The sequence below is a fragment of the Burkholderia sp. Bp9143 genome, assembly GCF_003853645.1.
Classification (GTDB): Bacteria; Pseudomonadota; Gammaproteobacteria; order Burkholderiales; family Burkholderiaceae; genus Burkholderia.
Genome location: NZ_QTPO01000083.1, coordinates 1 through 26826, shown reverse-complemented (window position 1 = coordinate 26826; position 26826 = coordinate 1). Strand labels below are relative to the sequence as shown.

The window sequence follows — 26826 nt, the reverse complement described above, 5'->3', positions numbered from 1 at the left end:
CTCGTCGGCAACTATTTCGCCTTCGCGGTGCTTGCCTGCGCCTTTGGGCCGCTGGTGAGAATGTGAACAGGACCTAGCGAGTCTAAGACTTTGCAACTTGGAAGGTGGGCCGAAATTGCCCGCATGAAGTGGGCCGTAAGAAGTCGTTCGTCCAGAAGCGTGAATGTCTCAGGAGAAGGCCAGATTTAGCGAGGGAGAGTGAGTGGGCGATCTTTTGATTAGACTGAATGGAGTGGGGCCGATCCAGCAGCAGGTGTACGAAGGCATCTACTCGGCCTTGCGAGACGGGCGCCTGGAACCGGGGCAACGCTTACCAGGGTCCCGAACCTGGGCGATCCAACTGGGGGTGTCTCGCAACACGATAAGAGAGGCCACTGCCGCGTTGATAGCGGAGGGCTGGCTTGAGACTCATGTCGGCTCCGGCTTATACGTGCGCGCCACTCCGCCACAGGACACTTCTGTGGCTACAAACTGCGAGCCCCGGCTACGTCTAGCCGAATGGTCAGAGCGTCTTCCCGCAAAGACATTCGTGCTGCGCGACAAGGACGTGGATGTAGATTTTCGTCCGGGTACAGTTTCCCAAGGGAGCGAACAGGTATTTCGGCCCAGGCGCTTAACCCAACGGGCCTCCGGTATGGAGCCGGGGCCTCTTTCTGAATATGGTCCGCCGGAGGGAGACCCCAGGCTGCGCGAGCGGATTGCCTCCTACTTGCGTCAATCGCGATCGGTTCGTTGTACCGGGGCGGATATCGTTATTACCACTGGCACTCACCAGTCACTCGATCTTCTGGCGAGACTATTGCTGGGACCGGGAACCACGTTTGCTGTCGAGGATCCAGGCTTTCCCGTTGTCGCCGATATTGCGCGACTATCCGGCTCCGAACCATTTCGACTTCAGGTCGACGAACAAGGAGTCAAGGTCGAAGAAATTCCAGAGCGAATCGCGGGGCTGTACTGTACACCTAATCACCAGTTTCCTTTAGGGGTTACGCTCTCGCCGGAGCGACGGAAAGCACTGCTCGCACGTGCGGCGAAAGATGATTTCATTATCCTCGAAGATGACTACGACTGCGAGTTTTACTACGGGACAATGCCATCCCCATGCCTGCAGTCAGCCGATACGGAACAACGCGTGATTTACCTCGGCTCCATGTCAAAGATCTTGGCACCGGCTTTCCGGCTTGGCTTCATTGTCGCGCCTCCCTGGCTGCTCGAGAGTCTTAGAAGGGCAAAATGGATAGTAGACAGGCAAACGTCTATGCATGTCCAAAATAGCTTGCTGCAATTCATGATGAGTGGCGATTTCGCCTTCCACCTGAACGGCATGCGTGCGGAATACAAGAGACGGCGCGCGACTCTGCTGGAAGGGATCAGTAACCGCCTCTCCACATGGCTTACTCCCTTGGACTCGACGTGCGGCCTGCACATTTCCACGCGAGTGAACGATGGTTACGACATCGATGCGCTGTGCCGTATTGCGGACGAAGAAGGTGTCGGCATCTACAGGGGAGACATATTTTCCGGCGTGGGACACGCGTCCGATATCTTGGTGTTCGGCTTTGGCGGAACACCACTGCAACAAATCACGAAAGGTGTCAGTCTACTCGCCTCGGGTTGGCAGAGCGAAAATCGATCGCTCCGCTCGCGCATCTAGCGAATGAATGCCTCAACGCAGCTACCCTTCGAGGGTAGTGCCGACGATGCGCTGCACGAGAAATAGCCAGATTTTGCTCTGACCCTGCCTTGTTTTCACGTAGAGCAACTTATGCAGCCAGCAAGCTGACCTCGTAGTCGACGGGGGTAACGTAGGTGACCTGCCCGATTTCTTCGGGCTTGGATTGGGTGCCGCCTCCGTATGTAATGCAGCCGGAGGTGGTCCTCACGCGCTGGTTCAGTCCTTGAACATGTGCGTAGCGTGAGTTACTGCGCCGCCCGCCCGGATCGCCGCGGCCACAAGCGCAGCTTCCGCTAACTGCTCATCATTGGCGCCGGCGTCGCGCGCGGCCTTTGTGTGCAGCTCGATGCAATAGGGGCACTGGGTCGTCAAGGCCACGGCTACAGCGATGAGCTGTTTTTGTTGCCCCGTAAGCGCGCCCTCGGCAGACACGGCCGTATCGAATGCCCAAACGCCTTTCATGGCTTCTGGTCCTTTTTCGTCCAGTTTCTTCAGTCGAATAAGATGTTTCATGTCAAACATGGAATTCGTCCAGTAATCAAGGGGCTACCATCACATGCTATTGGTGTCCAGGTTCCATGTGGTCTCGACTTGGTTCCAATCCGTCCAATGACTCAACATCCCTCCGCGCGTCATCCCACCCTTGACCACCTTCTGGCCGCTCTCGACATCGGCGTGGCCAATTTCACGCTCTGCGACGTTAGGGACGGCTGGACCGTGCGCTTCGATGCCTGCAAGACCGCTAGCCTGCACTACTGCATGGCGGGAAGCGGTGAGTTGGTGGTGCAAAATGGGGAGCGCATTGCGCTGAACTCTAACAGTTTCGTGATGCTCCCCCTGGTGTCTCCTACTGTATAAAGAGTGCGACTTCGTCGCCGGCAAATACGGTCGATCGTGTCCGCCTGGGCGTCTGGCCTTCGCGTGAGACGGTCCCGACCGTCAGAGTCGGCGAAGGCAGTAAAGGTGTCGCTACAGCGTGCGGTGAATTGAATGTTGATATAGGCACGGCGGTTGATCCGTTCAAATCAATGCGCCGCCCAGTCGTCGCGCAATTTGACGGGGCGTCGGGCTTGCGGGACCAGTTCGTTCTTTTGTTGGCAGAATGCGCTCGGCCCGGGCTCGGATCAAGGGTGCTTGTGGAAGCGCTGCTCAAGCAGTGCCCGGTGATGGTACTTAGGCGTCAAATTGACCATGGCGGGGCTGAACTGCCCTGGACGGCTGGCATCGCCGACCAACGCCTCTCGCGCGCGGTCGAGGCAATTTTCGACCGCCCTCAATCGGCTTGGTCCGTGCAGCGGCTCGCCGATATCGCCGGAATGAGTCGATCGGCGTTTGCCGCCCGTTTCGAAGTTGCTTTTGACCAATCACCGATGGCCATGTTGAAGGTTGTAAGGCTTCGAAAAGCGGGCGAACTTCTAGCAACCACCACGCTACAGGTTTCCGAAGTGGCCCGGGCAGTAGGGTTCTCGAGCCGAAGCAACTTCTCACAGGCGTTCGCAAAATTACACGGCTGGGATCCGACTGCGTTCCGGAACCGGTCAAGGTCGAAAAACACCCTGAGCCGATTCACCAGCACGGAGTGATTTCCATGAAAGACGTCTTGAGCGATATCCTCGACACGATCGAATTGAAAGGCGCCCTCTACTTTCGCACTGACTTCTCGCCCCCATTCGCGATCGGTGTGCCGGCTTACGGCAAGGCTGCACGATTCCACCTTGTGGTACAGGGTCGTTGCCACGTGACGGTGCCGGGCGGAGTGGAAGTGTTGCTGCAACCGGGCGACCTCATACTCATTCCTTACGGTAGCGCGCATGTCCTGTCCGACGTGGCCGGACGGGGTGCAGTCCCGCTCGAGAACATCATGGCAAGCACGGGCTATAGAGGCGAAGGCACATTCGTCATCGGCTCGGGAGATCCAACGGCTTCCACACAATTGGTTTGCGGTCACTACACGTTCGCCGAAGGCGCGGATCATCCGCTCCTGCATGCGTTGCCGAAGATGCTTCACCTGAGCGCCGAGGACAGAGCGCGTCAGCCGATACTCGATGACGTTCTTCGACTCCTCGTACGCCGAATTTTCCAGGACGCTCCGGGCACGTCTGCCTCGATCAGCCGCTTGTCCGAGGTGCTGTATATCGAGGTGCTGCGCGCCGGGATCGACCGTGTGCCGGAACTGCAACGTATGTTCACGGCGGTCCATGATCCGCAAATCGGCAAGGCACTGAGCATCATCCACCAGCAGCTCGATCGCGATTGGACAGTCGAGAGCCTCGGCTCGGAGGTCGGCATGTCGCGCAGTCGGTTTGCCGAACGCTTTCGTGAACTCGTGGGCACGGGGCCAATGGGCTACCTGACCGATTGGCGCCTCCAAAAGGCACGTCTTCTGCTCGGGCAGCCGCACGCTTCCGTGAAAGAAGTCGCGTACCTCGCAGGGTACAGGTCGCCTACTGCGTTTAGCCGTGCTTACGCACAAAAATTCGGACACCCGCCCAAGAACAGTCGTCCCTGACTGGCGTGTCGAGACGCTGCAGATCGTCCCAATCTCGCCATCGACAGTCCCAGTATTGTTTCGCGATCTTGTAAGCTAAGCGGTTGTTAACGCATGATGTCTTCTACGGTGAGTCTTCGTCGTCAAAGGAGATTGATCATGCTACGTGTTCCCGCTCTCAACGCCTCGAATGCGCGGGCCGCGACCCAAGTTCTGCGTGTCGCAGTCACGCAACGGACAGCTTCGCTGTCCGGCCAAATTAAATCTGAAGATCGGAATCCATATTATAGGTGCACACAAAACAGGGGAATCTTGGTTCTTCTATTTGTACCATTAGTGATCCAAAATGCTACGGTAAAAAACGATCGTGCGTGCGCGCGGCAGCGTTGGTCTCAAGCATCGCGCGGTTGCCGGTTGTTCGAGGCCGACTTCCGTAGTTCAGGTCGACGATATCCGGCGCAAATCAGACATCGTCGTCGCTTGACTTTCTTTTTTCCGGATCGCTCCTTCGAGGTTGGGTCAAAGCTGAACAGACCGAGGGCGCTGCCGTATAACTCGGGATTCGTCGAAAGGCGGAAAACCGGGGAAAGTGAATTGTGTCTTCGGCACAGGATAGATGCCAGTCAGGCAACACAATTCGGAATTCCAAATGCGATTCCGCATTGCTAGTACGCTCTCTCGGGCGGGAGCGCAGAGTGCGTTACCCGGAGAATCATGATGGATCGGCTTCAGGCCATGCAGGTCTTCACTCGTGTGGTGGACACCAAAAGCTTCACGAAGGCTGCGGATACGCTGGAACTGCCGCGCGCCTCTGTCACGATAACCATTCAGAATCTCGAATCGTACCTCGGCGTGCGGCTCATGCACCGAACGACGCGGCGCTTAAGCCTAACGCCCGACGGCGCCGCATACTATGAGCGCTGCATGCGGATTCTTTCTGACGTCGAGGAAACAGAAGTCAGCCTGCAACAAGGCAACAATAAGCCGCGAGGGAAGATTCGTATCGATGTACCCGCTGCAATCGGGCGCATGATCGTCATACCTAAGCTTGCGGACTTTCACGCGCGTTACCCCGACGTCGAGTTGCAATTGGGTCTATCCGACAGGCCAGTTGACCTGATTCAGGAGAGAGTCGATTGCGTACTTCGTGTCGGCGCGCTGCAGGATTCGTCGCTCGTCGCGCGACGCATCGGGTTATTCGAATGCATCACATGTGCGTCGCCCCGGTATCTCGAGAGCGCCGGCGTGCCGAGTTCGCTGGAGGAGTTGGCCAAGTACAACGCCGTGAACTATTTTTCAAGCCGCACGGGGCGCGTCATTAACTGGGTCTTCCTCACCGACGGTAAGGAAATCGAGGTGAAGATGACAAGCACCGTGTCGGTCAATGAAGCGGATGCCTACGTGACTTGCGCACTCGAAGGATTCGGCCTCATTCAACCGCCGCTTTTCATGGTGCTGCCGCATCTGCGCGCCGGCACCCTCCGTGAAGTACTGTCCGGATGGAAGCCGCTGCCGATGCCAATTTCGGTCGTCTATCCCGCAAGCCGCCATTTGTCTGCGAAGGTGCGCGTTTTCGTCGACTGGATTGCCGAGGTGTTTGAAAAATGTCCCCTGTTGAGCGGTCGCGAAAATCTCGACGCGGTATGCAGCAAGCGCGCTTTCGAAGAGTTCGTTAGTACACCGCCGCTCGATACGCCTGTCGTGAGCGAAATGATCGAGATGGGTTGAGAAGGGACATCCACGCTCCGCCGTGGTAGGCAAATCTGCTCGGCCGATGCAGTTTCCGCAAACCGATCGAGCCGGATTTCCAGCAGCTTGGTCACCCGGTCATGGTACACACAAAACGTTCGATCATGGTTCTTACATGTGGCCCAGAGCGCGGCCACAATACAAGGGCCATAAGGAGAAGCATCCACATGAAAACTCCATCCGTTCTCGGCGCTGCCTGCGCAGACGTTGTCCTCACCATCTCAATGCCTGTCATTGCGCACGGGATCGGGAAAACCGTCACACCCGGCCTCGAGCGTGCCGTCCTCAACATTCCGGTGCGGAACCAGGTGTAAATCTGCGCGTGGATTAGCTGTACCTCAGATCGGCCAGTCAAGTGGCTCGGTTGTGATCTGTTTAAAAAGTAAGGAGCTTGATCATGCAACGTATCCCTGTCGTTAATGCACCCCGGCAACTCTTTCCCGAAGGAAAACAAACCATGTACAAACTTAAGATTGCACTATTGACCACCGTTGCTCTGGTTTCGGTGGCAAGCACCGCCCATGCCCAAGCCGGGTTGAGCGACCTCGAGATCGCACATGCTGCCTACACGGCGGACGTCGTCGACATCGATTATGCCAAGATCGCCCTCGCCAAAACAAAAAATCAAGACGTCCGGAACTTCGCGGAGCTGATGATACGCGACCACACGGCAGTGAATAATGGCGCCGCCGCATTGCTTGCCAAGCTGAAGGTTCAACCCAAAGACAATGCATTCAGCCAAGCGTTGATCGCCGGCGCTTCGGCCAAGAAAGCTGAACTGAATGCCCTCGACGGCGCGGCGTTCGATCGAGCCTATGCCGCCAACGAGCTGGCTTACCACCAGACGGTGAACAAGATCGTCGGCGAGACCTGGATCCCGACCGTTCAGAATTCAGACCTCAAGACATTTCTGGGCCAAGCACTCGTCACGTTCCGCGTTCACGAGGAGCATGCGAATCACATGGTCAATATGTTGAAGTAGCTTAAGTTGGCCATTGGAGAGATAAAATGCTGAATCGACGTCAATTCATACTCGCGCTGGCGGCCGGGGGTTACGCCTTGCCGCTCTGGGCCGAAACGAGCGCCCGGTCGATCCATCAGATTGAAATCAAGGACTTCGCCTTCAAGCCATCGAGAATCGAAGTGCGTGCCGGCGAAATCGTCGAATGGGTCAATCGGGATTTCGCCCCGCATACGGCGACGGCGAACGACAACAGCTGGGACACCGGCATGTTGGCGAATAACGCAGTAGGGCACCTTGTGATGACGCACCCGGGGACTCTTGCGTATCACTGCACGTTTCATCCAGACATGAAGGGCGTGGTCACCGTCGTGGGTTAAGCATTCGCTAAAGGAGCGTACGGCGTTTTCGTGTGCCTGGAGGGCGGTGACGTCATATAATTTTCTGAGTAATGTGAAGTAAGCGTAGTACAACTGAACGAATGACAGTGGTGCATATTTTGATTTTCGGTGCTGACCGCCAGCCGTCGCACGTCATCGGGACTGAGCGTGACCGATGACGTGCGGGGCGCGCGCACCGGCCGCACCCGTTGATGAGCTTGGACCGGTTGAGCGTGACCTTGAAGTAGAACGTCAGGTTGTTGATCGCGTTGATCAGTGAAACGGGTGAGGTGCCGCGATTGACCAAATGCAGCTGGTAGTGCCGCACGTCGTCGACGGTTGTGCTGTCGGGCGAGCGCCCGAGAAACCGGCAAAATTCACGCACGATTCGCAGATAGGTGTTCTGCGTCGTCGGCGAAAGCTGGCACATACACATGTCGTCAATCATGAGCTAGGGCGTTGGACCGACGTTTGCCTGTAGGGAGGTCATGATTCCGCTCACATTGGCGAACCAGGCAGTCTGCCTCGTTCGCCAACATAGAACCTTGTGGTCGCGTTCTCCCTGAGCGCCCCGTATGACGGTAGCCCTTATCGCGCGAGGGGTTTAATCCCTCGGCCAATTGCGATGAGGCTGGCCCAATTTCCGTCCCAGTCTTAGCTGGAAAATTCCGGCTCTTCGGGGTGGGCCGAATCGGCCCGATCGGTGCACTGGCGGGCGAATTCCGCCGGGGTCATCCACTGCAATGCAGAGTGGGGACGTGCCTCGTTATAGTACTCTCACCAGCCCTCGATTTTGCGTCTGGCGTCCTCAAGCGACAAGAACCAATGTGCGTTGAGGCACTCCTCCCGAAAGCGTTCGTGAAGGATTCATTCTTCGCGTTGTCGGTCGGCTTGCTTGGGCGCGAAGGGTATTCATCGATCACGGTCAGACATTTCAACTGCTGGCCGTTGGCGCATGCGTCGACTATGAAGTCGTACGCCCAGACGCGTCGTGCCGCCGTCGCCGGCTGCGGTCGAGGGCGAGGACCGACACACGTGGGGGTGGTTGCTTGCGCGGCATCTGCAACCCAGCAAGGCGCCACAGCCGCCAGGCCCAGTCAGCGCTCGTCGGGAGACCCTGCCGTTCCAGAAAGCTCTGGATGCAGTGGTATCCATAGCGCGGATATTGCGCCGACAGGATGTCCATCGCTGCCAGCACTGGCGCATCCCGAACTGTCAGCGTCGGACCGTAATGCAGCGCCGATCGGGCGACTGCCATCAGCGCGCACGCACGTCGTTCCGACAGGACCCGCGCTTTCGCGTAGGTGACCTGCCGGCGTCGGGCGGGTGCGCTCACCACTCTTTTGCGTTGATCCCTTTCATCACATCCAGCTCGAGATCGCGCTCGGCCAGCATCTTCTTCAGCCGCGCATTCTCTTGCTCGAGTTGCTTGAGACGTTTCACGTCGGCATCTTCCAGCCCTGCCGCCAGTTGTAAATGGTTTGTTCGCGGACTCTGTGCTTCTTTGCCACCTCAGCGACCGGCGCCTTGTCCACCTCGCGCAGGATTGTCACCATCCGTTCTTCGGTAAACCGGCTCTTCTACATGGCTTCCTGTTCTCCGTTGGAAGCCATTCTCTCAAGTTTCAACTGATCCGAAAATTCCAAGGCAGGTCACCTTGTGCGTGACTCGCCTCATCGGAACCATAACCGCAATGATGCGGAGCTTTGTCTGTCACACCACGGCGCTTTCCGCCGCGTGTTTGGCATGCGTCGCGATCACGTCGCGAATCTGCGCCGCAGCTTCGGCGATGTCGGCACGTATCGCTGCCGAGGCTCTCGCCGGATCTTCATCCTTGATGGCTGTTATCAATTCGAGATGGCGATCTTTGCCAGTGTGTGAAAGCACGCCGTTGTGCACGACGTTCATCAGCGGCCCATAACGCATCCAGAGAAGCTCGATCAGATCGACGAGGTCGGGATTTCCGCAATGCTCGTAGACCGTGAAATGAAAGCGCTGATTTAGACGCAGGAAAGTCTTGACGTCCTTGAGGGCCGGTTTGCTGTACATCTCGTCATTGATCTTCTTCAATTGAGCCGCCAGCGACTTCGATCCCGGCCGGGTAGCAAGGCGTGTCGCTTCGCCTTCGAGCTGCAAACGCAGCGGCAAAAGGGCATCCAGTCGTGCGGTGGTCGCCTGCGGGACACGCAGCGATCGACGCGGCAATGCTTCCAGCGCGCGAGCGACGACGAGTCGATTCGTGGCTTCGCGAATAGGCATCTGGCTCGTTCCGAAAGCGTTGGCGAGAACCGGAAGCGTCACGCGCTGCCCCGGCACAAACTCACCGATCATGAACGACTGCTTCAATGCGTCATAGATGTATTCAAGGTCCGAACTGCGGCGTCGCGCTTCGAACTCGGGCAGTCCAGTCGTTTCGATTGTCAATTGCGTTGCTCCAAGTTAAGTCACGTCCACGCCGCGGCGTCGCCTGGATCGCTGGCCGTCGCAGCACGATCGCTCTTCAGGCCAGTGTAGCACCTTGCGTTACAAACACAATACTTGATCAGATATCTCGAACGACCTACAATCTGATCAGATATCACATATTTAAGGGGTGGATCATGTCGGAGAGAGGCGAACAGGCAGGGCAAATGGCAACCGTTGCGGTGATCGGCGCGGGGCTCATCGGGTGTAGTTGGGCGGCGCTGTTTGCTGCTTCGGGCCGAACAGTCTTTTTGTATGACAGCCGTCCAGATGCAGGCGCGGCGATCGAGGCGTTTTGGGCTTCGGTCAAGCCCACGCTGATTGAACTCGGGCTGGCTCATGCGGATACACGGCCGGCGTTTCGCGTCACGGACTCGCTGGAAGAGGCCGTTGCGACGGCCGACTTCATCCAGGAGTGCATTCCCGAGAGGCTGGAAGCGAAGCTGCAGCTTTATCGGGCAATCGAGCCGCGTATGCGGCACGAAGCAATCGTGGCGACGAGCTCATCGGGCTTCAAATTGTCAGATCTTCAGGCGGGCTGGAACTCACCGGACAGAATCGTCATTGCACATCCGTTTAATCCCCCGCACCTGATTCCGCTCGTCGAACTCTACGCCAACGAACAAACAGCGAAAGACGTGTTGCCGCGCTCGACGGCTTTCTATGAGAGCTGCGGAAAAGTCACCATCACGCTCGAGCGTGAAGTGCTCGCGCATGTTGCTAACCGCCTGCAAGCGGCACTGTGGCGCGAAGCCATATCGCTCGTGGCGGAAGGTGTCGCGAGTCTGAAGGATATCGATACAGCAGTCAGCGCCGGCCCAGGTCTGCGTTGGGCGGTCATGGGGCCGCACCTGCTATTGAATCTCGGGGGCGGCGAAGGTGGATTGCGTGCGTACTGCGAGCAGTTCAGAGATAGCTATCACCACTGGTGGGACGACCTCGGCACGCCAAAGCTGACCGATGCGACGATCGACAAGCTTGTCTCGGGTCTGCAGGACGAGATCAACGGTCGAGACTATATGGAATTGCGGCGTGAACGTGACGCAAAGCTCGTCGCGGTGTTGCGCGCGCTGAAAAATCAAAGTGTGCAAAGCAAGGCATCCCTGCAGCCTTAATCCTGACCTAGGGTCCATTTTCTGGAGAGTGCGAATGAAACGCAAAGTCGTGTTGACGTGTGCCGTGACTGGTGATGGTCCGATCCATCCGAAGTATCCCAACTACCCCGTCACGCCGCAGCAGATTGCTGAAGCGTGCCTCGAAGCGGCATCGGCCGGGGCGTCGGTCGTTCATATCCATGGGCGCGATCCCAAGACTGGCGCGGGCGACCGATCGCCCGAAGTCTTCCGCGAGATCGTCGAACGTGTGCGCGATGTGAACCAGTCGGTGGTTATCAATCTGACGACCGGCATGGGTGGAACATTCGTCCCCGAGCCTGGCAACGAGGCGCTCGCTCACCCGACGACCGACGTGGGCAGCGCTGAAGAGCGAGTGCTTCACGTGCTCGAGAATCACCCGGAGATCTGTACGCTCGACGCGACAACGATGAATCTCGAAGGGGGAATCGCCGGCGCGCCTGACTGCGTTTTCATGAATACGCCGGGGAAGTTGCGCAGCATGGCGGAACTGGTTCGCGGCACGGGTACCAAGCTGGAGATCGAAGTCTTCAATCCAGGCGACATTCTACTGGCGCGCAAGATGGTGGAAGACGGGTACATCGACGCGCCGCCGCTCTTTCAGATTTGTCTCGGCGTCAAATGGTCCGCGCCAGCGGACGTGAAGACGCTCGTCTACATGAAAGATCTCTTGCCGAAGGATGCGCAGTGGAGCGCATTCGGCATCTCGCGTTTCCAGATGGAAATCGTCGCGCTCTCGACGATGATGGGCGGCCACTGTCGCGTCGGACTTGAAGACAACATTTATCTCGAGCGCGGCGTCTTCGCGACCAACGGACAACTGGTCGAACGCGCGAGCCGTATCATCCGCGATCTCGGCTGCGAAGTTGCGACACCGGATGACGCACGTGAGATCTTCGGCCTCTCTCGCGTGCCCACGCTTTCAGACACAAATTGAGGAAACCTAATCATGGCCAAGTCGCTTCTTCTCAGTTCGGTCGTGGCTCATCAATGGCAATGCGACCACTTCGGTCACTTGAATGTGCGCCACTACGCCGCTGCATTCGATGACGCGCTGTTCATCTTCTGGAAGCGGCTGGGTCTGACGGTGCCCGCTCTGGGCAGTCCCGGCACGATGCCCGTCACCGCGGAAGTCAGGATGTCGTTCGCTTCGGAGGCGGTCGCCGGCACTGTTGCGAAGGTGCATGGAAAGGTGCTTCGGGTCGGCAGCAAATCCGTGACCCTTTGCATGGAGCTGGCGGAGGAGGGTACCGACCGGCTGCTCGCGTCGTGCGAAGCAGTCGAGGTCTTCTTCGATATGCAGGCTAGAACCAGCAGCCCCATTCCGGAGGGCCTCCGCGGCCCCCTCATCGAGTTGGTCGAGCCTGCATAGGGAAATAACCTGATCAGATATCATATTTGTTGACATGGCAATTTGAGCGGCTTAACTTTGTTCCATAGTCTGGTGATGGCTCGACTGTTGAAGTAAGCGGCTCAGACGCGCTCTTGACCAACACCGGCAGCAAGACCGTTGTTTTGGAGACATTCAATGAAGTCGGATAAAGACATCCTTGTGAGCTTTCGAGGTGTTCGAAAGACTTACGACGGAGAAACGCTGGTGGTCAAACAATTGGACCTGGACATCAGGCGAGGTGAGTTCCTCACGCTCCTGGGTCCGTCGGGGTCCGGCAAGACCACATGTCTCATGATGCTGGCTGGCTTCGAGTTTCCGACGAGCGGCGAGATCTGGCTCGGCGGCACGCTGCTCAACAAAGTGCCACCGCATAAGCGGAACATCGGCATGGTGTTCCAGAACTACGCGTTGTTTCCTCACATGACCGTCGAGCAAAACGTCGCGTATCCGTTGACGGTGCGAAAGTCCTCGGCCGAAGAGCGCGCACAACGGGTCGCCCATGCATTGAAAATGGTGCGCATGGAGAGCTTCGCGAAGCGTTACCCCGCACAACTATCGGGCGGCCAGCAGCAGCGCATCGCGCTTGCGCGAGCGCTCGTGTTCGAACCCGAACTGGTATTGATGGACGAGCCGCTCGGTGCGCTCGACAAGCAGCTTCGTGAGCATATGCAGTACGAGCTCAAATCGCTGCACGAAAAGCTCGGCGTGACGTTCGTCTACGTGACGCATGACCAGAGCGAGGCATTGACGATGTCCGATCGCGTCGCAGTGTTCGACAAGGGCATCGTGCAACAGTTGGATTCCGTCGACAGTCTTTACGAGTCGCCATGCAACGAGTTCGTCGCCAACTTCATCGGCGATAGCAACAAGCTGCGCGGGACCATCGTCGCCTCTGACGGCGCCCAGTGCGAATTTCAACTTTCCGACGGCACGCGTTTGAAGGGCCGCAATGTAGCGGGCGCAAAGCCTGGCACAGCGGCTGTCGCCTGTATTCGTCCGGAGCGCATGCGCGTAACAACCGGAATCGGCGGCAGCGAGAACGTCGTGCGGGGCGCGGGCGCGGACCTGATTTACTTTGGCGATCACGTGCGCATGCGTTGCTCGATTGCTGACCAGAGCGAGTGTTTCGTGAAAGTGCCGCTTGGAAACGAGGTGTTGTCGGATTTTGCGTCCGGCAAGCCGGTTTCGCTCACGTTCGCGCCCGAACATTTGCGCGTATTCGCCTGAAAGGTTACCCATTGACGCGGGCGAGTCAAAAGCGTCATGCGTCTCATGAAAGCTCATTCCGAAAGAGGAAATCAAATGAACAGGACCGCTGTTGTTTCGCTTGCATTGGCTGCCAGTGCACTCATGCTTTCGTCCTTGGCCGAAGCGCGAAGCCTTACTGTTGCGAATCAGGGGGGCGCGAATGGTAATGCGCAGAAGGTTGCCTTTTACCGTCCGTTCGAGGCTCAGACCGGCAACACGATCACCGTCGTGGAGTACAACGGTGAACAGGCGAAAGTGAAGGCGATGGTCGATGCAAAACATGTGGACTGGGATGTCGCGGAGGTCGAAACCGGCGATCTCGGGCGTGGCTGCGATGAAGGCATGTACGAAAAGCTGGACTGGTCGAAGATCGCAAAGAAGGGCGATCTCATTCCAGAAGCGATACAACCCTGTGGCGCCGGGATGTTCGTCTGGTCGACAGCGCTGGCCTACAACGCCGACACGTTGAAGACTGCGCCCACGGGCTGGGCCGACTTTTGGGACGAGAAGAAATTTCCGGGCAAGCGTGGCATGCGCAAGGGCGCGCGCTACAACCTGGAATTTGCACTGATGGCTGACGGCGTTGCACCGAAGGATGTGTACAAAGTGCTCTCGACCAAAGTGGGACAGGACCGCGCATTCAAAAAGCTCGATCAGATCAAGCCATACATCCAGTGGTGGGAGGCCGGCGCGCAACCGCCGCAGTTCCTCGTAGCTGGCGACGTTGTGATGTCCACGGTCTATAACGGCCGTATCGATGCCGCGCAGAAGGAGGGCAAGAACCTGCGGGTCGTATGGAACGGCAGCATCTACGACGTGGAGTGGTACGTAATTCCAAAGGGCGCACCGAACAAGGACCTGGCCGAGAAATTCATCGCCTTTGCACTTACCGAGAAGCCGCAACAAGACTACGCGAAGAACATCGCATATGGGCCGGCCAACGTCGCGGCAATCAAATCATTGGATGCGAAGACGCTTGCGAACCTGCCGAACTCGCCAGCCAACGGCAAGAACGCGGTACTCCAAAGCATGACATTCTGGACGGACCATGGTGACGAACTGGAGCAGCGCTTCGCATCCTGGGCAGCCAAGTAACAGGATGGTGTGGCTTCGATGATGAAGCACATTGTAATGGATCATGGGTCGTGCACCTTACGGTGCGCGATCCGAAGTGAAGCAGGAGACAAGCATGACGACGATGACGATCGCTATGGATTCTTCGCCCGAATCAACCGATAAACTCAAACGCGAACTCAAGACCGCAGAGGCGAAGAAGGTCGCGGTGGCGCTGCTCCTGATTGCTCCACTTGCGATCTTTCTGTTGCTGATCTTCGTTGTACCCATTGGTACGCTGCTGACCCGCGCCGTCCACAATACCGAAGTGACGACTGCGTTGCCGCACACGCTCGGCGCACTGGCTCATTGGGACCGCAAGCGCATACCGGCGGATTCGGCCTACGCTGCGCTTGCCGCGGATATCACGGTGATCACGGACGACGAAGTGCGGGGCGCACTGGGCCGGCGTCTGAACGACGAAATTCCCGGCTATCGTTCGCTGATTGCGAAGACCGCCCGAGCGATGCCGTTCGCGGACGACGCGGGCCATCCCCTGAAGCTCGCGCCCGCACAAATCCACGCGAAACTGACGGAGCTGGATGCGCGCTGGGATGACATCGCATATTGGCAAGCCATAGCGAAGAACAACGGAGCCTATACACCGTTCTACCTGCTGGCATCGCTGGACCACAAGCAGGACGCGTTCGGCGACATCGTGCCGACGGATCCAGATCAGCGCATCTATCTTGCTGTCTTTGGGCGCACGCTCGTTATCGGTGTCGTGGTTACGCTTTGTGCGTTGTTGCTCGGTTATCCGCTCGCATACTGGATCTCGACGCTTCCAGAACGTCGCGCCAACCTTGTCATGATTATGGTACTGATTCCGTTCTGGACATCCATTCTCGTGCGCGTCGCTGCGTGGATCGTGATTCTTCAAAGCGAGGGTCTCGTCAACAAGACGCTGATAGGCAGTGGACTTATCGATGCACCGGTCGCGTTGCTGTTCAATCGCGTCGGAGTGTACATCTCGATGACCCACATCCTGCTGCCGTTCATGATCTTGCCGCTCTACAGCGTGATGAAGTCCATTCCGCATTCCTACCAACGTGCGGCAATATCGCTCGGAAGCCATCCGTTCGCCGCATTCTGGCGTGTGTACGTGCCGCAGACCTATCCGGGCGTCGGTGCGGGCGCGCTGCTTACCTTCATTCTGGCAATCGGTTACTACATCACGCCTGCCCTTCTCGGTGGACCGAATGACCAGATGATCAGCTATTACGTCGCCTATTTCACCAACAGTTCGATCAACTGGGGCATGGCCTGTGCGCTCGGCGGCCTGCTGCTGGTTGCGACGGTTGTTCTGTACGTGATCTACGGGCGCTTCACGCGGTCCAGTCTGAGTCTCGGCTGATGCTACGGAGTTGCAATGAACCATCCAAGAACGCTATTTGCCCCACACGTGTCGCTCACTGAGCGCGTATGGTTTTTCACGCTTCGTGGCCTCGCTACGCTGACGCTGCTCTACCTCATCTTGCCGGTGCTGGCGATCGTGCCACTGTCGTTTTCGTCGAGCACATTTCTGGTCTACCCGATTCCGGGCTGGTCCCTGCGTTGGTACCACCACTTGCTGGCCTCTGAGGAATGGCGCATGGCTGCGAAGAACAGCTTTATCGTCGCGCCCTCGGCGACAGTCGTGGCGACGATCATGGGGACGTTGGCGGCGATCGGTCTGACGAAGGCGAACTTTCGCGGTAAGGGCGTGCTCATGGCGATTCTGATTTCGCCGATGATCGTGCCGGTGGTTGTCGTCGGCGTGGGGATGTACCTTTTCTTTGCGCCGCTCGGGCTGGCGAATACGTACTTGGGATTGATCCTCGCGCACGCATCGCTAGGCGTGCCGTTTGTCGTGACGACGGTAGCGGCGACATTGCAAGGCTTCAACAACAACCTGGTGCGCGCGAGTCTGTCGCTCGGCGCCAATCCCGTCACGACCTTTTTCAGAATCACGTTGCCGGTGATCGCACCCGGCGTCATCTCGGGGGCGCTGTTTGCCTTCGCGACTTCGTTCGACGAAGTTGTGGTCACGTTGTTCCTTGCCGGCGCCGATCAGGCGACGTTGCCGCGCCAGATGTTCACGGGTATTAGAGAAAACATAAGTCCAACGATCGCTGCGCTGGCGACGATCCTCATCCTCTTTTCCACATGCCTACTGCTCGCACTGGAATGGCTACGCGGCAAGAACGCGGCGAGGGCGGTGTCGAAGTAGGGGGCAGTGAGCTAGAAATTCATACGTCGTTCGAAACGTGCCGGACGAATGCTCCGATCCTTTCAATGTATTCGCCGTGTGCCCTTGAATCGATAGAACCGAAATGACACGCTCAACCCCGTTGACCAGCGATCTCAGCTTCTGGCTGAAAGAAGCGTTATCCCGCGAATGTCAGGATCCACCTGTCAAGCTGGATCGTGATATCCACGCCGACGTTTGCATCGTAGGTGGCGGGTTCACAGGCTTATGGAGTGCGATCGAAATAAAGACGACGCGGCCCGAACTGGACGTCGTGCTCGTCGAGCGCGATTTGTGTGGCAGCGGAGCCAGTGGCCGAAACGGGGGCTTCGTGCTGAGCCTCTGGGCAAAGTTCGTGTCCTTGGCCAAGATGTGCGGTGAGGTGGAGGCCGAGCGGCTTTGCAAGCTGTCGTCGCACGCGATCCTCGATCTCAAATCGTTTTGTGAAAAGAACGCAATCGACGCGGAATTGCGCCTCGACGGCTGGCTATGGACGGCGACATCCGAGGCGCAGATCGGAAGCTGGGACGCCACCGTACAGGCGACGCGCCATCGGGGAGCACCGTTTGAACCCGTTGGCGCGGCGCCGCCTGGTGGGTCCAGCGCTCATCTGGGCGGTGTATTCGAGCGAGTATCTGCGTCAGTCCAGCCCGCTAGGCTCGCGCGCGGTCTTAAGAGACATGCGGTGCAACTCGGGATAAAGGTGTTCGAGAGCTCACCCATGGTGGGCCTTGGACGCGGCGTGCCGGCGCAAGTCCGCTGTCAGCGCGGAACCGTAAGCGCGCAGAAGGTCGTTCTCGCAATGAACGCGTGGGGTGCGATTTTTCCGGACATCCGCAAAGCGATCGCGGTGGTCTCCAGTGACATTGTGATTACCCGTCCGCTCCCTCGACTGCTCGAGACAATCGGCTGGAACGACGGAATGACCATTTCGGACTGCCGGATGCTGGTTCACTACTATCGAACCACCCCCGACGGACGTATCGTATTCGGGAAAGGCGGAGGCAGCGGCAAGACGGCCTTCGGATCGAAAGTGGACGGTACGTTCGACGGCCGCTCTTCGATTGAGTCGATCGTCACAGGCTGGTTGACGCGCATCTATCCGGACGTCTCGGAAAGCGACATCATGTACAGTTGGACGGGACCTATCGACCGTTCAAGTAACGGCTTGCCCGTGTTCGGCAGCTTGCCGGGAACGCGTCACATCTTCTACGGTGTCGGTTATTCGGGGAATGGAGTCGGGCCGTCGATGCTTGGCGGAAAGATTCTTCGTTCACTGGTACTGGCTCTGGATGACGATTGGGCGCGGTGTGGTCTGGTTCAGCCATTGCACCGAGCGTTTCCTCCCGAGCCATTGCGCTATGTAGGCGCACGGCTGGTTCGGTACGCCGTCGAACGGTCGGATCACGCTGCTGACGAAGGACGTGTTCCCGGCGTCGTCGTTCGCGGATTGACGCGGCTTGCGCCGGCAGGGCTGTCACCGACCCGGGCTAACACGAGTTCCCGCTGAATCTGGCTTCGAACAAGGTAGCGTCGGCGATCGCGGCCCACTGCCCGTTCGTGCTAAAGCCGGAAAGCTGCGTGCCGATCGGTGCGCTGATCATCGGCGAGGTGCTGGCTGAAAGAGATCTGCGGAAGGGCGCCGTCCCGATCCTGCCGACGCATCGGGACGGCGCAGATCCGGTCACGACCGACGCGCATATCCGGCCGCTGCCGTTTACCGGTCCGCCCGCCGTCGGCCGGCAGTTGAAGAAGGCCGGCAAGAAGAAGGTGGTGCTGGAGCTCGACGGTAATGTGGCGACGATCAGCGCAAGCGCATCGACGCGGTGGTCGAGCGGCGTCCACTAGCAGTCGGGCCAAAGCTGCATCGGCGTGCAGGGGATTCTGGTGCACGCGAGCCTGTATGATGCGCTGCGCAAGCGGCTGATAAAGAAGGCGAGATCGCCGAGGATGGGCGATCCGAACGCTTTCGAAACGTTCGTTGGGCAGATGATCTCCGAATCCGAGGAAAACCAGCTGGCGGGCGGGATGGCGCTGTCCGTGAAGGCGGGTGCGAAGTTGATCGCGGGCGGTAGCGTCGACGGCGTGATGTTCGAGGCGACGCTGCTGGAAAAAGTCGGCCGCGATCAGAATCTGTACCGGAAGGAGGCATTCGGGCCGGTCGCTCTGCTGGAGGCATTCGACGAATTCGGCGCTGCACGGGCATGGTTCAACGCCAGCGATCTCGGCCTGCAGACGGGCGTGTTCAACGATTCGCTCGCACATGCGTATCGCGCGTGGGACGAACTCGAGGTGGGCAGCGTCAAGGATTCGGGGCTGGGCCGCGAAGGCGTGTGGTACGCGATCGAGGACATGACGGAGCCGCGGCTGATGGTGATCCGCAACATGCAACCCCGCGAGGCGGGCCGCCTGCCTTAGGCCAGAAGCGTACGAATCAGGTCCGCCGTCGACTTCACGCCGTACTTGCGTAGCAGGCTCGCACGATGGATGTCGACGGTGCGCGGGCTTATGCCGAGATTGCGGCCGATTTCTTTGCTCGTGCGCCCGTCGACTGGCTAGCGCCATCGCTCGGAACGTGTCGCATCCGCTTTTTAGTGTTTTTTTTAGTGTCTGACTGGGGGGAGTGGAGTTTCGTTTTAGGAGGCGGATCGGGAATCCTTGCGGGTCTTGGCTCGCGGTGCAGGCGTGATCCAAAGATAAACGACTCGTGATTGTTTTTTGGGGTGAGGCTGGCCCAATTTCCGTCCCAGTCTTAGCGGGAAAATTCCGGCTCTTGAGGCCGGCGCGACGTTCTGGACGGCCTCCGAGGCACGCACGCCTTGGGTATGGCTGTCTCGCTAGAAGAACTTCACGACAGCGAGCCAAACGACCGCCACCACAACGACGATCACGGCCGGCGCGGCGAACTGCAAAACGGGGGATCCACGCGCCGTGTCGTCGCGCTCCACCCGCCTCAGAAAGCCCGCGAGCATGCCATGTAAAGCCGACAGCAATACGACCAGAACCAGTTTTACGGTAAGCCATGCAGAGCCAAACCAGTGACCCATTATCGCGATCGTCGGGCCGGTGATCCATACCAGCGCCAAGGCTGGCGTTGTTACCAGGCGGTCCCAACGGCGTGTCACCCGCAGGGTTGCAAGATTGCCCGTTGCTACGCAGATGGCGAGGACGAGTAGCCCGGCGACGAAGGCGATGATTGAGGCAACGTGAACTGCCTTCATCAGCAGATAGATCATCGAACAACTCGCTTGCGCGCGAGCCATGCCACGTTCAAGAAGCCCCCAAACGGGATGATCGCAGCGACCAAGAGTCGAGCGACTTCCGAGCGTCGCCACTGACCGCTTGCCGCTGATGTGACGACCATCCACAGGTAAAAGACGAACGCGATGCCATGCACAGGTCCCATCCATTGGACGGCCGTCGGCATGCCGCCCAGATGCTTGAGCGGAACCGCGATAAAGACAAGTACGACCAGTGTCGTGGCCTCGATCGTGGCCATGATGCGAAGGTTGCGCACGAATACGGGGGCTTGGACCATGGGAGACTCAGCGAGCGAAAGGGCCCTCATTGTGGAGCGCCACGGCTCCCTCTACCATTGGCTGATCAGACAGCAATCAACGGCTTTCGGCCAACTATCTTTATGCATACCGTCGCAGTACTGTTGCTCCCCGGCTTTGTTGCCTTCGATATGTCTATTCCAGGCGAGATATTTTCGCGGGCACACGTGCCGGGTCTCGATCGGCCATATCGAGTGTTCCTCTGCGGCGAGACGCGCCGCGTTCGAAGCGACCTGTTCAGCGCCGAGATCGACCGAAACCTCGATGCCTTGGTCGAGGCCGATACGATCATCGTCCCAGGTGTCGCCGATCCGCATGCGCAGGTTTCACGTCGCTTGATTGCAGCGCTGCGCGATGCCGCTTCGCGCGACGCCCGAATCGCATCCATTTGCACTGGCGCCTTTGTGCTCGCGGCGGCCGGGTTGCTTGACGGCCGGCGGGCAACAACGCACTGGCTTGCGGCGGCGGAACTGGCTCGCTGCTATCCGGCTGTGGATGTGGACCCGACGGTTCTGTTCGTTGACGAAGGAGCGATCCTGACGTCAGCGGGGGCTGCGGCGGGTATCGATCTGTGCCTCCATATGATCCGCCGAGACTATGGTGCGTCGTCCGCTGCTGACGCGGCTCGCCTCGCGATCGTGCCGCTCGCCCGCGACGGCGGCCAGGCACAGTTCATCCGCCACGACATGATGAATTCGTCCGCATCGCTGCAGCCGCTGCTTGAATGGATTCGGCTCAATCTCAAAGAGCCGTTGACAATCGATGCCATCGCGCACCGTGCCCGCACGAGCACCCGCACGTTGAGCCGGCGCTTTCTTGCGGAGACTGGGATGTCACCGCTGCAATGGCTGCTCGCAGCGCGTGTTCGTCGTGCGCAGGAAGTTTTGGAGACCACGGTATGGTCAATCGAAAAGGTTGCGTATGAGGCAGGTTTCGGATCCGCGACCGCGTTGCGCGAGAACTTCCGGCGTATCGCCGGCACATCACCGATCCGATACCGTAAAACCTTTGCAATGCCGCGCTCCGTAGCGAGTGGAGCGTCCGGCACGCAGCAAGCATCGCATCGCTAGGATTTGGCTGTTCGGGCCATCGGGGGAGGGCAGCAGCCAGCGCGATGGCATAAATCGAGGTGTGTATGTCATTGATGCCAGACTCGGTCAACCCTACTCTTTAATGGCGACGCGGCCAGTGGGGCCGCATCAATATCGAGCCCATCTGCTCTAACAGGACGGGCACCCATCGACGCGGCGATGACCCGAGCATTGGAAAGTCGGGTCAGGAATCGATGCGGTCCAGTGAAATCGAGCTGGGTCATGCCGTCGAACACAGGCATGAGAATCGTGGTCGGTGCGGTCATCGCTTGTCTCCTTCAGAGCAATTATGCGATCGGCACCGTGCTACGCAGAAGCCATTCCCCCTCGTTTTCTGCCAACTGGCTAAGTCGTCCAAGCGGCCAATGTCAGCCGGAGTGCGCCGGTTCGGTGCTTTTTCCGAAGCGCCGAGCGTATTCCGTGGGGCTCACGCCGAAGCGGCGTGTAAATGCCTTTCTTAGCGCGTCGACGCTGCGATAACCGTGCTGACGACAGATGTCGTGCATCGATCGATCGCCGAACGCAAGCGAACGGCAGACCGCTTCCAGCCGGACGTTTTCGACGTATCTTGCGGGTGTGGTCTGCAATTCTCGCTGAAACATGCGCATCAGCGTTCTGACGCTGGTCGAGACTCTGGCTGCCATGATCTCGACCGTGAGGTCCATATGCAGATGCTCACCGATCCAGAGACACAAATCGTTCAGACCGGAATCGTGCGTACGCTGTGACTGAAGTGCGAAGCTGAACTGCGCCTGCCCGCCCGGACGACGTAAGAACAGGACCAGATTCTTCGCTATTTCCAAGGCGAAGTCAGCGCCCAGATCTTCGCTTACCAGCGAAAGCGCGAGGTCGATCCCTGACGATATGCCGGCCGACGTGTACACGTTCCCGTCTTTTATCCAGATGGGAGCCGGGCCAACCTGTATCTTGGGATAGCGCTCCGCCAGGCGGTGTGCCACGCTCCAATGTGTTGTCGCCCTGCGTCCGTCCAGAAGGCCTGCGGCAGCCAGGGCAAACGCGCCAACACATATGGAGCACACGCGACGTACCGTCGGTGAGCGCGTTCGAATCCACTCAATGGCGGCTTGATCGACCTGCTCGAACGACCTGGAGCCCGTCGTCACGAGCAAGGTATCGATGGATTTGTTTTCACGACGCTCCTGCTCGAGCGTGCTATGCCCTCTGAGTCCAATCCCTGTTTCGCTGTCCACGTGTACGTCAGCGGCAGAACAAACCAGTTCGAGCATATACGGGGCAGTTCCACCACCGTGCAGTTGATTCGCCCACGCGAATACTTCCGCTGGACCGATCACGTCGAGCGCGTCCACCGGTGGCAAACCCAGTATGACAACCCGCTTCTGCCTCGCGCCTGCAGGCGGGGCGATCAGTTTCGTCCGTTTTCTCATTGGAGGAGCATCCGCACGATCGGGCACTGGGAGCACGATTGTGGCAGAAATCGTCCGAAATCTGGCACCTGCGCGATCCTCGAACCGCCTAGAGTGATCTGCTATGCAACGTCACATGTCCTGGAGGACATGCCATGCGTGAACCTGTCACGTTGGGGGGCGTGAGTGCTCCAGACTCGGGGATCGCCTCCAAAGCCGCCGCACTCGTCGAGAGAGTACATTCCAAGGCGATGATGCATCACGTGCATCGAACATGGTGGTTCGCCGAATTCCTCGGCAGAAAGCGAGGGTTGAAATACGATCGGGAAGTGGTGTACCTCGCATCGCTGCTTCACGATCTGGGCCTCACGGACGAATTTGCCGCCGACCAGCGCTTTGAAGTTGACGGTGCTGATGCGGCCAGCCGCATCTTGCGTGCCGATGGCTACCCGGAAGCGAAAGCGGAACTCGTTTGGGATGCCATCGCGCTTCACTCCGCGGGTGGCCTCGCCGACCGCAAACAGCCTGAAATCGCTCTCGTCTACATGGGCGCCCATCTCGACGTCTTCGGGCTGTTTCTGGACGAAGTCACGCCCTCACTGATCGACGATACGCTCGCGCTCTACCCCCGTGCTGGATTTAAAGCTGCGTTTACTGAAGCGCTTGCCGAAGTCGCCAGAAAAAAACCCCATACGACCGTCGGCACCGGAATCGCCGATATCGGTCGTCGCCACGTACACGGCTTCGACATTCCGAACGTGTGCGACCTGATCAATGATGCCCCGTTCGAAAGTTGACGTAGCGCAGTACTAGTTAGTTTTGCGAAAGAACTTTCACCAGGAATTCGCATGGTGTCCTCTGGCGCCGAAAGCGAGCCACGTATCAGGAAAACCGAAATGCATGTCAAAACTCGAGGATCGCGAATCTACGTCGAAGAGCGCGGGGACGGCGAACCGGCGCTTCTGTTTCTGCATTATTACGGCGGATCAAGCCGAACCTGGGACGGCGTGATCCGTGACCTGGCGGGCCGGTATCGGTCGGTAGCTATGGATCACCGCGGCTGGGGTGACTCGGACGCACCCGAGCAGGGTTATGCCATCGGCGATCTTGCAAACGACGTGCAGGACGTCATTGAAGCCCTGAACCTTGAGCGCTACGTGGTGGTCGGTCACTCGATGAGCGGGAAGGTCGCGCAGCTATTCGCGTCGCGGCGGCCTGCGGGACTCCAGGGCGTCATCCTCGTGGCGCCGTCGCCTCCGTCACCGATGACCTTTTCTGGCGAACAGCGCGCCGCAATGGCCAAAGTCTACGACAGCCGGGAGTCGATCACCTGGGCACTTGATAACGTACTCACCGCAAACAGGTTGGCACCGGAGCTTCGCGAACAGGTTATCGCCGACAGTCTGCGCGGCGCACCGCAGGCCAAAGTTGCGTGGCCACTTGGCGGCATGGTCGAAGACATTACCGCTGACGTCTCGTCGATCAATGTACCTGTCGTAGTTATCGCTGGGGAATTTGATCAGGTGGACCGGCCTGAAACATTGCAGAGCGAGCTATTGCCACGAATCCCGGGCGCCCGAATGCATGTGCTGCCCGGTACGGGGCATCTGTCACCTCTCGAGAATCCGGCTGCGGTTGCAGCAGCAATTCACCCATTCATGCGGCAACTGAGGACATAACTTCGAGGGAGCTCCCTGAACGACTGCTTCCCGCAAAATTGATCGTCGCTTGTGGGCCACGCGGTTCATCGCGTTAATGGGCAGACCGTTCGTCGCCGAGGCACGCGGCGCGAATGGGCGGCAAGATGTGCGATAGAGAACGCTTCCTCAATCGGGGTAAGACAGGGCGAGCGGACCTGGGGTTCGCTTTGTGCAGTGTCATTGCTAACTGTTCATGCACCGGAGGTAAAGATGCGCTTCTTCCCTAAGGTTGTCGCTGCACGCGAGATGAATCCCGACAGGCGAGCCAGTGCGGTAGATTTCGTGAACCGGGTCAACTGGTTGTTCGAGACCTGGGATCTCGAAGAAATGATCCGTTCCTTTACGACCGATGCGAAGGTCATCCATTTCAAAGGCGAGATCAGCGGTGAATCCAACATCCGCCACTTCCTCACCGAGGTCTATCCCTATCCGGTTCCAGGAGTCAGCCGCTGCGGCTCGGGTCACATTGTCGATGAAGAGGAAAACGGGCTCGTAGCCGTGCGATATCACAACCTTCTTGTGCGCTACGCGGTACCGGAAGACGCGCCGAAAATGAGCGACGGGGAGCTGACCGAGAGCGACCACCTACCGATGATCTGGATGTATTCGCCAATGCTTGACCGACTTCGCGAGACCGGCAACGGTTGTCGGATCGCCGAGCGCTACATCGGCGGCTCAACGACGAATCGCCAGCTGACGCCCCCAGACATTTCCGCCGCTGCGATACGACCTTTCCTACCTGGTGGATAACGAACACCGGCGTATGGTTGCCCGGGCTGGATACTTTACGGCGTTTGCCGTGCACCCTGCGGCAACCGGTGACCGCACCTCGTAGTGCGTCTATCGCATGCCGAGCGGTGGCTCCGGCCGGCTACTGCATGTCGTTACCACCACTACTTATGTCGATATCGCCATTCGACTGCATCAGGCGGGCGCTTCATCATGGCAACGTAAATTCAATGACAGCAGAGATGGGAGCACGTGATGACCGAGAAACTGGTATCTGAAGAACAACCGGTAATTCCGCAATGGCAAATCACAGGCGAATGGTTTGATGTCTGTTCGTGCAATTCGCCATGTCCCTGCACATTCGCGCAGCCTCCGACGAATAACCATTGCGAAGTGCTATGGGCTTACCGGATCAATTCTGGACACTATGGCGGAACCCCAATGGCGGGTCTCAACGTGGTGCTGATCGCTGCCTTTGACGGCAATCTCTGGGGCGACGCCAAGCTCGACTGTGGTGTTTTCCTCGACTCCAGGTCGGATGAAGCCCAGCGGGAAGCGCTGATCAACATCTTCACCGGCAAGGCCGGCAGCTGGATGTCCGAGTTCGTGCCGGCGCGCGTGCGCCAGGTCAACGGTGTCGAGTTCGCTGACATTACCGTCGAGATCGGTAGCAAGCTGGAACGTTGGAGCGTGAAGGTCGACGACCGCGTCGACGCGAGCGGGCACCCGATGTACGGCCCGACTTCGGACACTACGAAACTTCTGCAGAGCTTTAATCCACCGGGTAGTGAGGTCGGTCCGACCGAAGCGCCGGTGACATGGGGAAAGGGTACAGGCGGCCGATGGACGGCTTTCGGGTTCGAGCAGGACATCCCGGCGGGCCAGGCGAGCAAGCACATCCCCTTTGACTGGCATGGACCTGACAAACGATGAGACCGATGCATTCCTCTTCCGCAGCTGCAGCACAGGCGCCCAGCAGGCGCCCGGGGGTTGCTGGCTGGACGATGGCCGTCGTAGCGCTCAGCATTGCAGCGTGGCTCGGTGCACTGGTATTTATGGGGGGCATGGACGAGGGACCGGGGACGCCGCTGAATCGACTGCCGGTGTTTCTTTCCGGTTGGGTTGTCATGCTGACTGCGATGATGCTGCCATCGGAACTCAACTACATAGGAGCCTTCGCGGTACTGCTGCGGGGACGCGGGTTGGTGGCGAGGCGCCGCGGCCTGATGACCTCGTTCATCTCTGGCTACGGCATCGCGTGGATCGCGTATGGCCTTGTCGCCTATGTTGTGGATTGGCTCATTCGAGCGATCAGTCCAGAGATGATTGCCTGGAATCGTGCCGGGCCGTACATCGCTGGCTCGGTACTGGTTTTCGCGGGTCTGTATCAGATCTCGAGGCTGAAGCATTCCTGCCTGACAGGATGCCGATCACCTCTTTCGTTTTTTGCCCGCTATTGGGGGGCGACAATTATGTTGGCCGGTCGTTGACGTTTGTTTTGGCCGGTGGTGAGGAGTCGGAGGCGGCGTAGCCG

At 58.7% G+C, this 26826-nt stretch carries 29 protein-coding genes and 4 pseudogenes; 24 read left to right on the top strand and 9 right to left on the bottom strand.

What is annotated here, in order from left to right:
- Positions 1 to 202: 202 nt before the first annotated feature.
- Both DIE23_RS40945 and DIE23_RS37200 read left to right on the top strand, forming a co-directional pair.
- Positions 203 to 421 (top strand): annotated as a pseudogene (locus DIE23_RS40945) (GntR family transcriptional regulator); the annotation flags it as partial.
- 108 nt (positions 422 to 529) lie between these two features.
- Entirely contained in the window at positions 530 to 1654 is a 1125-nt protein-coding gene (locus DIE23_RS37200; protein WP_260436352.1) for a PLP-dependent aminotransferase family protein, read from the top strand.
- A gap of 237 nt (positions 1655 to 1891) precedes the next feature.
- Here DIE23_RS37200 and DIE23_RS37195 read toward each other — a convergent pair whose 3' ends face one another.
- Positions 1892 to 2197 carry a carboxymuconolactone decarboxylase family protein gene (locus DIE23_RS37195; RefSeq protein ID WP_124617668.1) on the bottom strand — a complete coding sequence of 102 codons (306 nt, stop codon included), beginning with the start codon at positions 2195 to 2197 and terminating at the stop codon, positions 1892 to 1894.
- An 87-nt stretch (positions 2198 to 2284) separates the two neighbouring features.
- On the opposite strand from DIE23_RS37195, the gene DIE23_RS40585 reads away from it, so the two are divergent.
- The 7 genes from DIE23_RS40585 (at position 2285) to DIE23_RS37170 (ending at position 7253) form a co-directional block, all read left to right on the top strand.
- Positions 2285 to 2533 (top strand): cupin domain-containing protein, encoded by a 249-nt coding sequence (locus DIE23_RS40585; RefSeq protein WP_260436351.1) that lies wholly within the window; start codon positions 2285 to 2287, stop codon positions 2531 to 2533.
- Between the two features lie 278 nt (positions 2534 to 2811).
- Entirely contained in the window at positions 2812 to 3258 is a 447-nt protein-coding gene (locus DIE23_RS40580) for a helix-turn-helix domain-containing protein (RefSeq protein ID WP_260436350.1), read from the top strand.
- A 5-nt stretch (positions 3259 to 3263) separates the two neighbouring features.
- Positions 3264 to 4184 (top strand): AraC family transcriptional regulator, encoded by a 921-nt coding sequence (locus tag DIE23_RS37185; protein WP_124617666.1) that lies wholly within the window; start codon positions 3264 to 3266, stop codon positions 4182 to 4184.
- A gap of 696 nt (positions 4185 to 4880) precedes the next feature.
- A complete protein-coding gene (locus DIE23_RS37180; protein ID WP_124617678.1) occupies positions 4881 to 5891 on the top strand; it encodes a LysR family transcriptional regulator in 1011 nt (336 codons plus the stop codon).
- Between the two features lie 188 nt (positions 5892 to 6079).
- A complete protein-coding gene (locus tag DIE23_RS39825) occupies positions 6080 to 6226 on the top strand; it encodes a hypothetical protein (RefSeq protein ID WP_185646608.1) in 147 nt (48 codons plus the stop codon).
- Positions 6227 to 6309: 83 nt separating this feature from the next.
- The gene (locus tag DIE23_RS37175) at positions 6310 to 6894 is read left to right on the top strand and encodes a DUF4142 domain-containing protein (protein ID WP_221623385.1); all 585 of its coding nucleotides are present in this window, start codon (positions 6310 to 6312) and stop codon (positions 6892 to 6894) included.
- A 26-nt stretch (positions 6895 to 6920) separates the two neighbouring features.
- Positions 6921 to 7253, top strand: coding sequence for a cupredoxin family copper-binding protein (locus DIE23_RS37170; protein ID WP_124617664.1), 333 nt, complete (start codon positions 6921 to 6923; stop codon positions 7251 to 7253).
- Positions 7254 to 7305: 52 nt separating this feature from the next.
- Here the strand turns inward: DIE23_RS37170 and DIE23_RS37165 are convergent, their stop codons facing one another.
- The 3 genes and pseudogenes from DIE23_RS37165 to DIE23_RS37155 all read right to left on the bottom strand — a co-directional run bounded on the left by DIE23_RS37165 (position 7306) and on the right by DIE23_RS37155 (position 9677).
- Entirely contained in the window at positions 7306 to 7701 is a 396-nt protein-coding gene (locus DIE23_RS37165; protein WP_260436349.1) for a phage integrase N-terminal SAM-like domain-containing protein, read from the bottom strand.
- Between the two features lie 206 nt (positions 7702 to 7907).
- Positions 7908 to 8809, bottom strand: a pseudogene (locus DIE23_RS37160) (integrase core domain-containing protein).
- 157 nt (positions 8810 to 8966) lie between these two features.
- Positions 8967 to 9677: a GntR family transcriptional regulator gene (locus DIE23_RS37155; protein ID WP_124617662.1), complete on the bottom strand. Its 711-nt coding sequence runs from the start codon at positions 9675 to 9677 to the stop codon at positions 8967 to 8969.
- Between the two features lie 206 nt (positions 9678 to 9883).
- On the opposite strand from DIE23_RS37155, the gene DIE23_RS37150 reads away from it, so the two are divergent.
- From DIE23_RS37150 to DIE23_RS37110, 9 genes and pseudogenes are all read left to right on the top strand, one after another.
- Entirely contained in the window at positions 9884 to 10831 is a 948-nt protein-coding gene (locus DIE23_RS37150) for a 3-hydroxyacyl-CoA dehydrogenase NAD-binding domain-containing protein (RefSeq protein WP_260436348.1), read from the top strand.
- 34 nt (positions 10832 to 10865) lie between these two features.
- The gene (locus DIE23_RS37145; RefSeq protein WP_124617658.1) at positions 10866 to 11786 is read left to right on the top strand and encodes a 3-keto-5-aminohexanoate cleavage protein; all 921 of its coding nucleotides are present in this window, start codon (positions 10866 to 10868) and stop codon (positions 11784 to 11786) included.
- Positions 11787 to 11798: 12 nt separating this feature from the next.
- Positions 11799 to 12221 carry a thioesterase family protein gene (locus DIE23_RS37140; RefSeq protein WP_124617656.1) on the top strand — a complete coding sequence of 141 codons (423 nt, stop codon included), beginning with the start codon at positions 11799 to 11801 and terminating at the stop codon, positions 12219 to 12221.
- 156 nt (positions 12222 to 12377) lie between these two features.
- On the top strand, positions 12378 to 13469 hold the full coding sequence (locus tag DIE23_RS37135) for an ABC transporter ATP-binding protein (protein WP_124617654.1): 1092 nt from the start codon (positions 12378 to 12380) through the stop codon (positions 13467 to 13469).
- A gap of 75 nt (positions 13470 to 13544) precedes the next feature.
- The gene (locus DIE23_RS37130; protein ID WP_124617652.1) at positions 13545 to 14585 is read left to right on the top strand and encodes an ABC transporter substrate-binding protein; all 1041 of its coding nucleotides are present in this window, start codon (positions 13545 to 13547) and stop codon (positions 14583 to 14585) included.
- Between the two features lie 103 nt (positions 14586 to 14688).
- Complete coding sequence (locus tag DIE23_RS37125) at positions 14689 to 15957, top strand: ABC transporter permease (RefSeq protein WP_185646609.1); 1269 nt, start codon at positions 14689 to 14691, stop codon at positions 15955 to 15957.
- 15 nt (positions 15958 to 15972) lie between these two features.
- The gene (locus DIE23_RS37120) at positions 15973 to 16812 is read left to right on the top strand and encodes an ABC transporter permease (protein ID WP_124617648.1); all 840 of its coding nucleotides are present in this window, start codon (positions 15973 to 15975) and stop codon (positions 16810 to 16812) included.
- A 103-nt stretch (positions 16813 to 16915) separates the two neighbouring features.
- A complete protein-coding gene (locus tag DIE23_RS37115) occupies positions 16916 to 18340 on the top strand; it encodes an FAD-dependent oxidoreductase (RefSeq protein ID WP_124617646.1) in 1425 nt (474 codons plus the stop codon).
- A pseudogene (locus DIE23_RS37110) lies at positions 18331 to 19248 on the top strand (aldehyde dehydrogenase family protein); the annotation flags it as partial. The gene DIE23_RS37115 and the pseudogene DIE23_RS37110, both read left to right, overlap by 10 nt.
- Here the strand turns inward: DIE23_RS37110 and DIE23_RS37105 are convergent.
- The 3 genes and pseudogenes from DIE23_RS37105 to DIE23_RS37095 all read right to left on the bottom strand — a co-directional run.
- Positions 19245 to 19382 (bottom strand): annotated as a pseudogene (locus DIE23_RS37105) (LuxR C-terminal-related transcriptional regulator); the annotation flags it as partial. The pseudogenes DIE23_RS37110 and DIE23_RS37105 overlap by 4 nt on opposite strands.
- A 285-nt stretch (positions 19383 to 19667) precedes the next feature.
- Positions 19668 to 20066 carry a CopD family protein gene (locus tag DIE23_RS37100; protein WP_124617644.1) on the bottom strand — a complete coding sequence of 133 codons (399 nt, stop codon included), beginning with the start codon at positions 20064 to 20066 and terminating at the stop codon, positions 19668 to 19670.
- On the bottom strand, positions 20063 to 20368 hold the full coding sequence (locus tag DIE23_RS37095) for a DUF3817 domain-containing protein (RefSeq protein WP_124617642.1): 306 nt from the start codon (positions 20366 to 20368) through the stop codon (positions 20063 to 20065). The genes DIE23_RS37100 and DIE23_RS37095 overlap by 4 nt, the downstream gene beginning before the upstream one ends.
- A 102-nt stretch (positions 20369 to 20470) precedes the next feature.
- Between DIE23_RS37095 and DIE23_RS37090 the strand changes: the two genes are divergently transcribed.
- Positions 20471 to 21457 carry a GlxA family transcriptional regulator gene (locus DIE23_RS37090; protein ID WP_124617640.1) on the top strand — a complete coding sequence of 329 codons (987 nt, stop codon included), beginning with the start codon at positions 20471 to 20473 and terminating at the stop codon, positions 21455 to 21457.
- A 68-nt stretch (positions 21458 to 21525) separates the two neighbouring features.
- On the opposite strand, the gene DIE23_RS37085 is transcribed toward DIE23_RS37090, so the two are convergent.
- Entirely contained in the window at positions 21526 to 21744 is a 219-nt protein-coding gene (locus tag DIE23_RS37085; RefSeq protein ID WP_124617638.1) for a hypothetical protein, read from the bottom strand.
- Between the two features lie 102 nt (positions 21745 to 21846).
- Positions 21847 to 22884 carry a GlxA family transcriptional regulator gene (locus tag DIE23_RS37080; protein WP_124617636.1) on the bottom strand — a complete coding sequence of 346 codons (1038 nt, stop codon included), beginning with the start codon at positions 22882 to 22884 and terminating at the stop codon, positions 21847 to 21849.
- A gap of 134 nt (positions 22885 to 23018) precedes the next feature.
- Here DIE23_RS37080 and DIE23_RS37075 point away from each other — a divergent pair, with 134 nt between their 5' ends.
- The 5 genes from DIE23_RS37075 to DIE23_RS37055 all read left to right on the top strand — a co-directional run bounded on the left by DIE23_RS37075 (position 23019) and on the right by DIE23_RS37055 (position 26782).
- Positions 23019 to 23660 carry an HD domain-containing protein gene (locus tag DIE23_RS37075; RefSeq protein WP_124617634.1) on the top strand — a complete coding sequence of 214 codons (642 nt, stop codon included), beginning with the start codon at positions 23019 to 23021 and terminating at the stop codon, positions 23658 to 23660.
- A 51-nt stretch (positions 23661 to 23711) separates the two neighbouring features.
- The gene (locus tag DIE23_RS37070; RefSeq protein WP_311767843.1) at positions 23712 to 24542 is read left to right on the top strand and encodes an alpha/beta hydrolase; all 831 of its coding nucleotides are present in this window, start codon (positions 23712 to 23714) and stop codon (positions 24540 to 24542) included.
- A gap of 231 nt (positions 24543 to 24773) precedes the next feature.
- Positions 24774 to 25313 (top strand): nuclear transport factor 2 family protein, encoded by a 540-nt coding sequence (locus tag DIE23_RS37065; protein ID WP_124617632.1) that lies wholly within the window; start codon positions 24774 to 24776, stop codon positions 25311 to 25313.
- 234 nt (positions 25314 to 25547) lie between these two features.
- Positions 25548 to 26225 carry a DUF1326 domain-containing protein gene (locus DIE23_RS37060; RefSeq protein ID WP_124617630.1) on the top strand — a complete coding sequence of 226 codons (678 nt, stop codon included), beginning with the start codon at positions 25548 to 25550 and terminating at the stop codon, positions 26223 to 26225.
- A 5-nt stretch (positions 26226 to 26230) separates the two neighbouring features.
- Positions 26231 to 26782: a DUF2182 domain-containing protein gene (locus DIE23_RS37055; RefSeq protein WP_260436346.1), complete on the top strand. Its 552-nt coding sequence runs from the start codon at positions 26231 to 26233 to the stop codon at positions 26780 to 26782.
- Positions 26783 to 26826 lie beyond the last annotated feature (44 nt).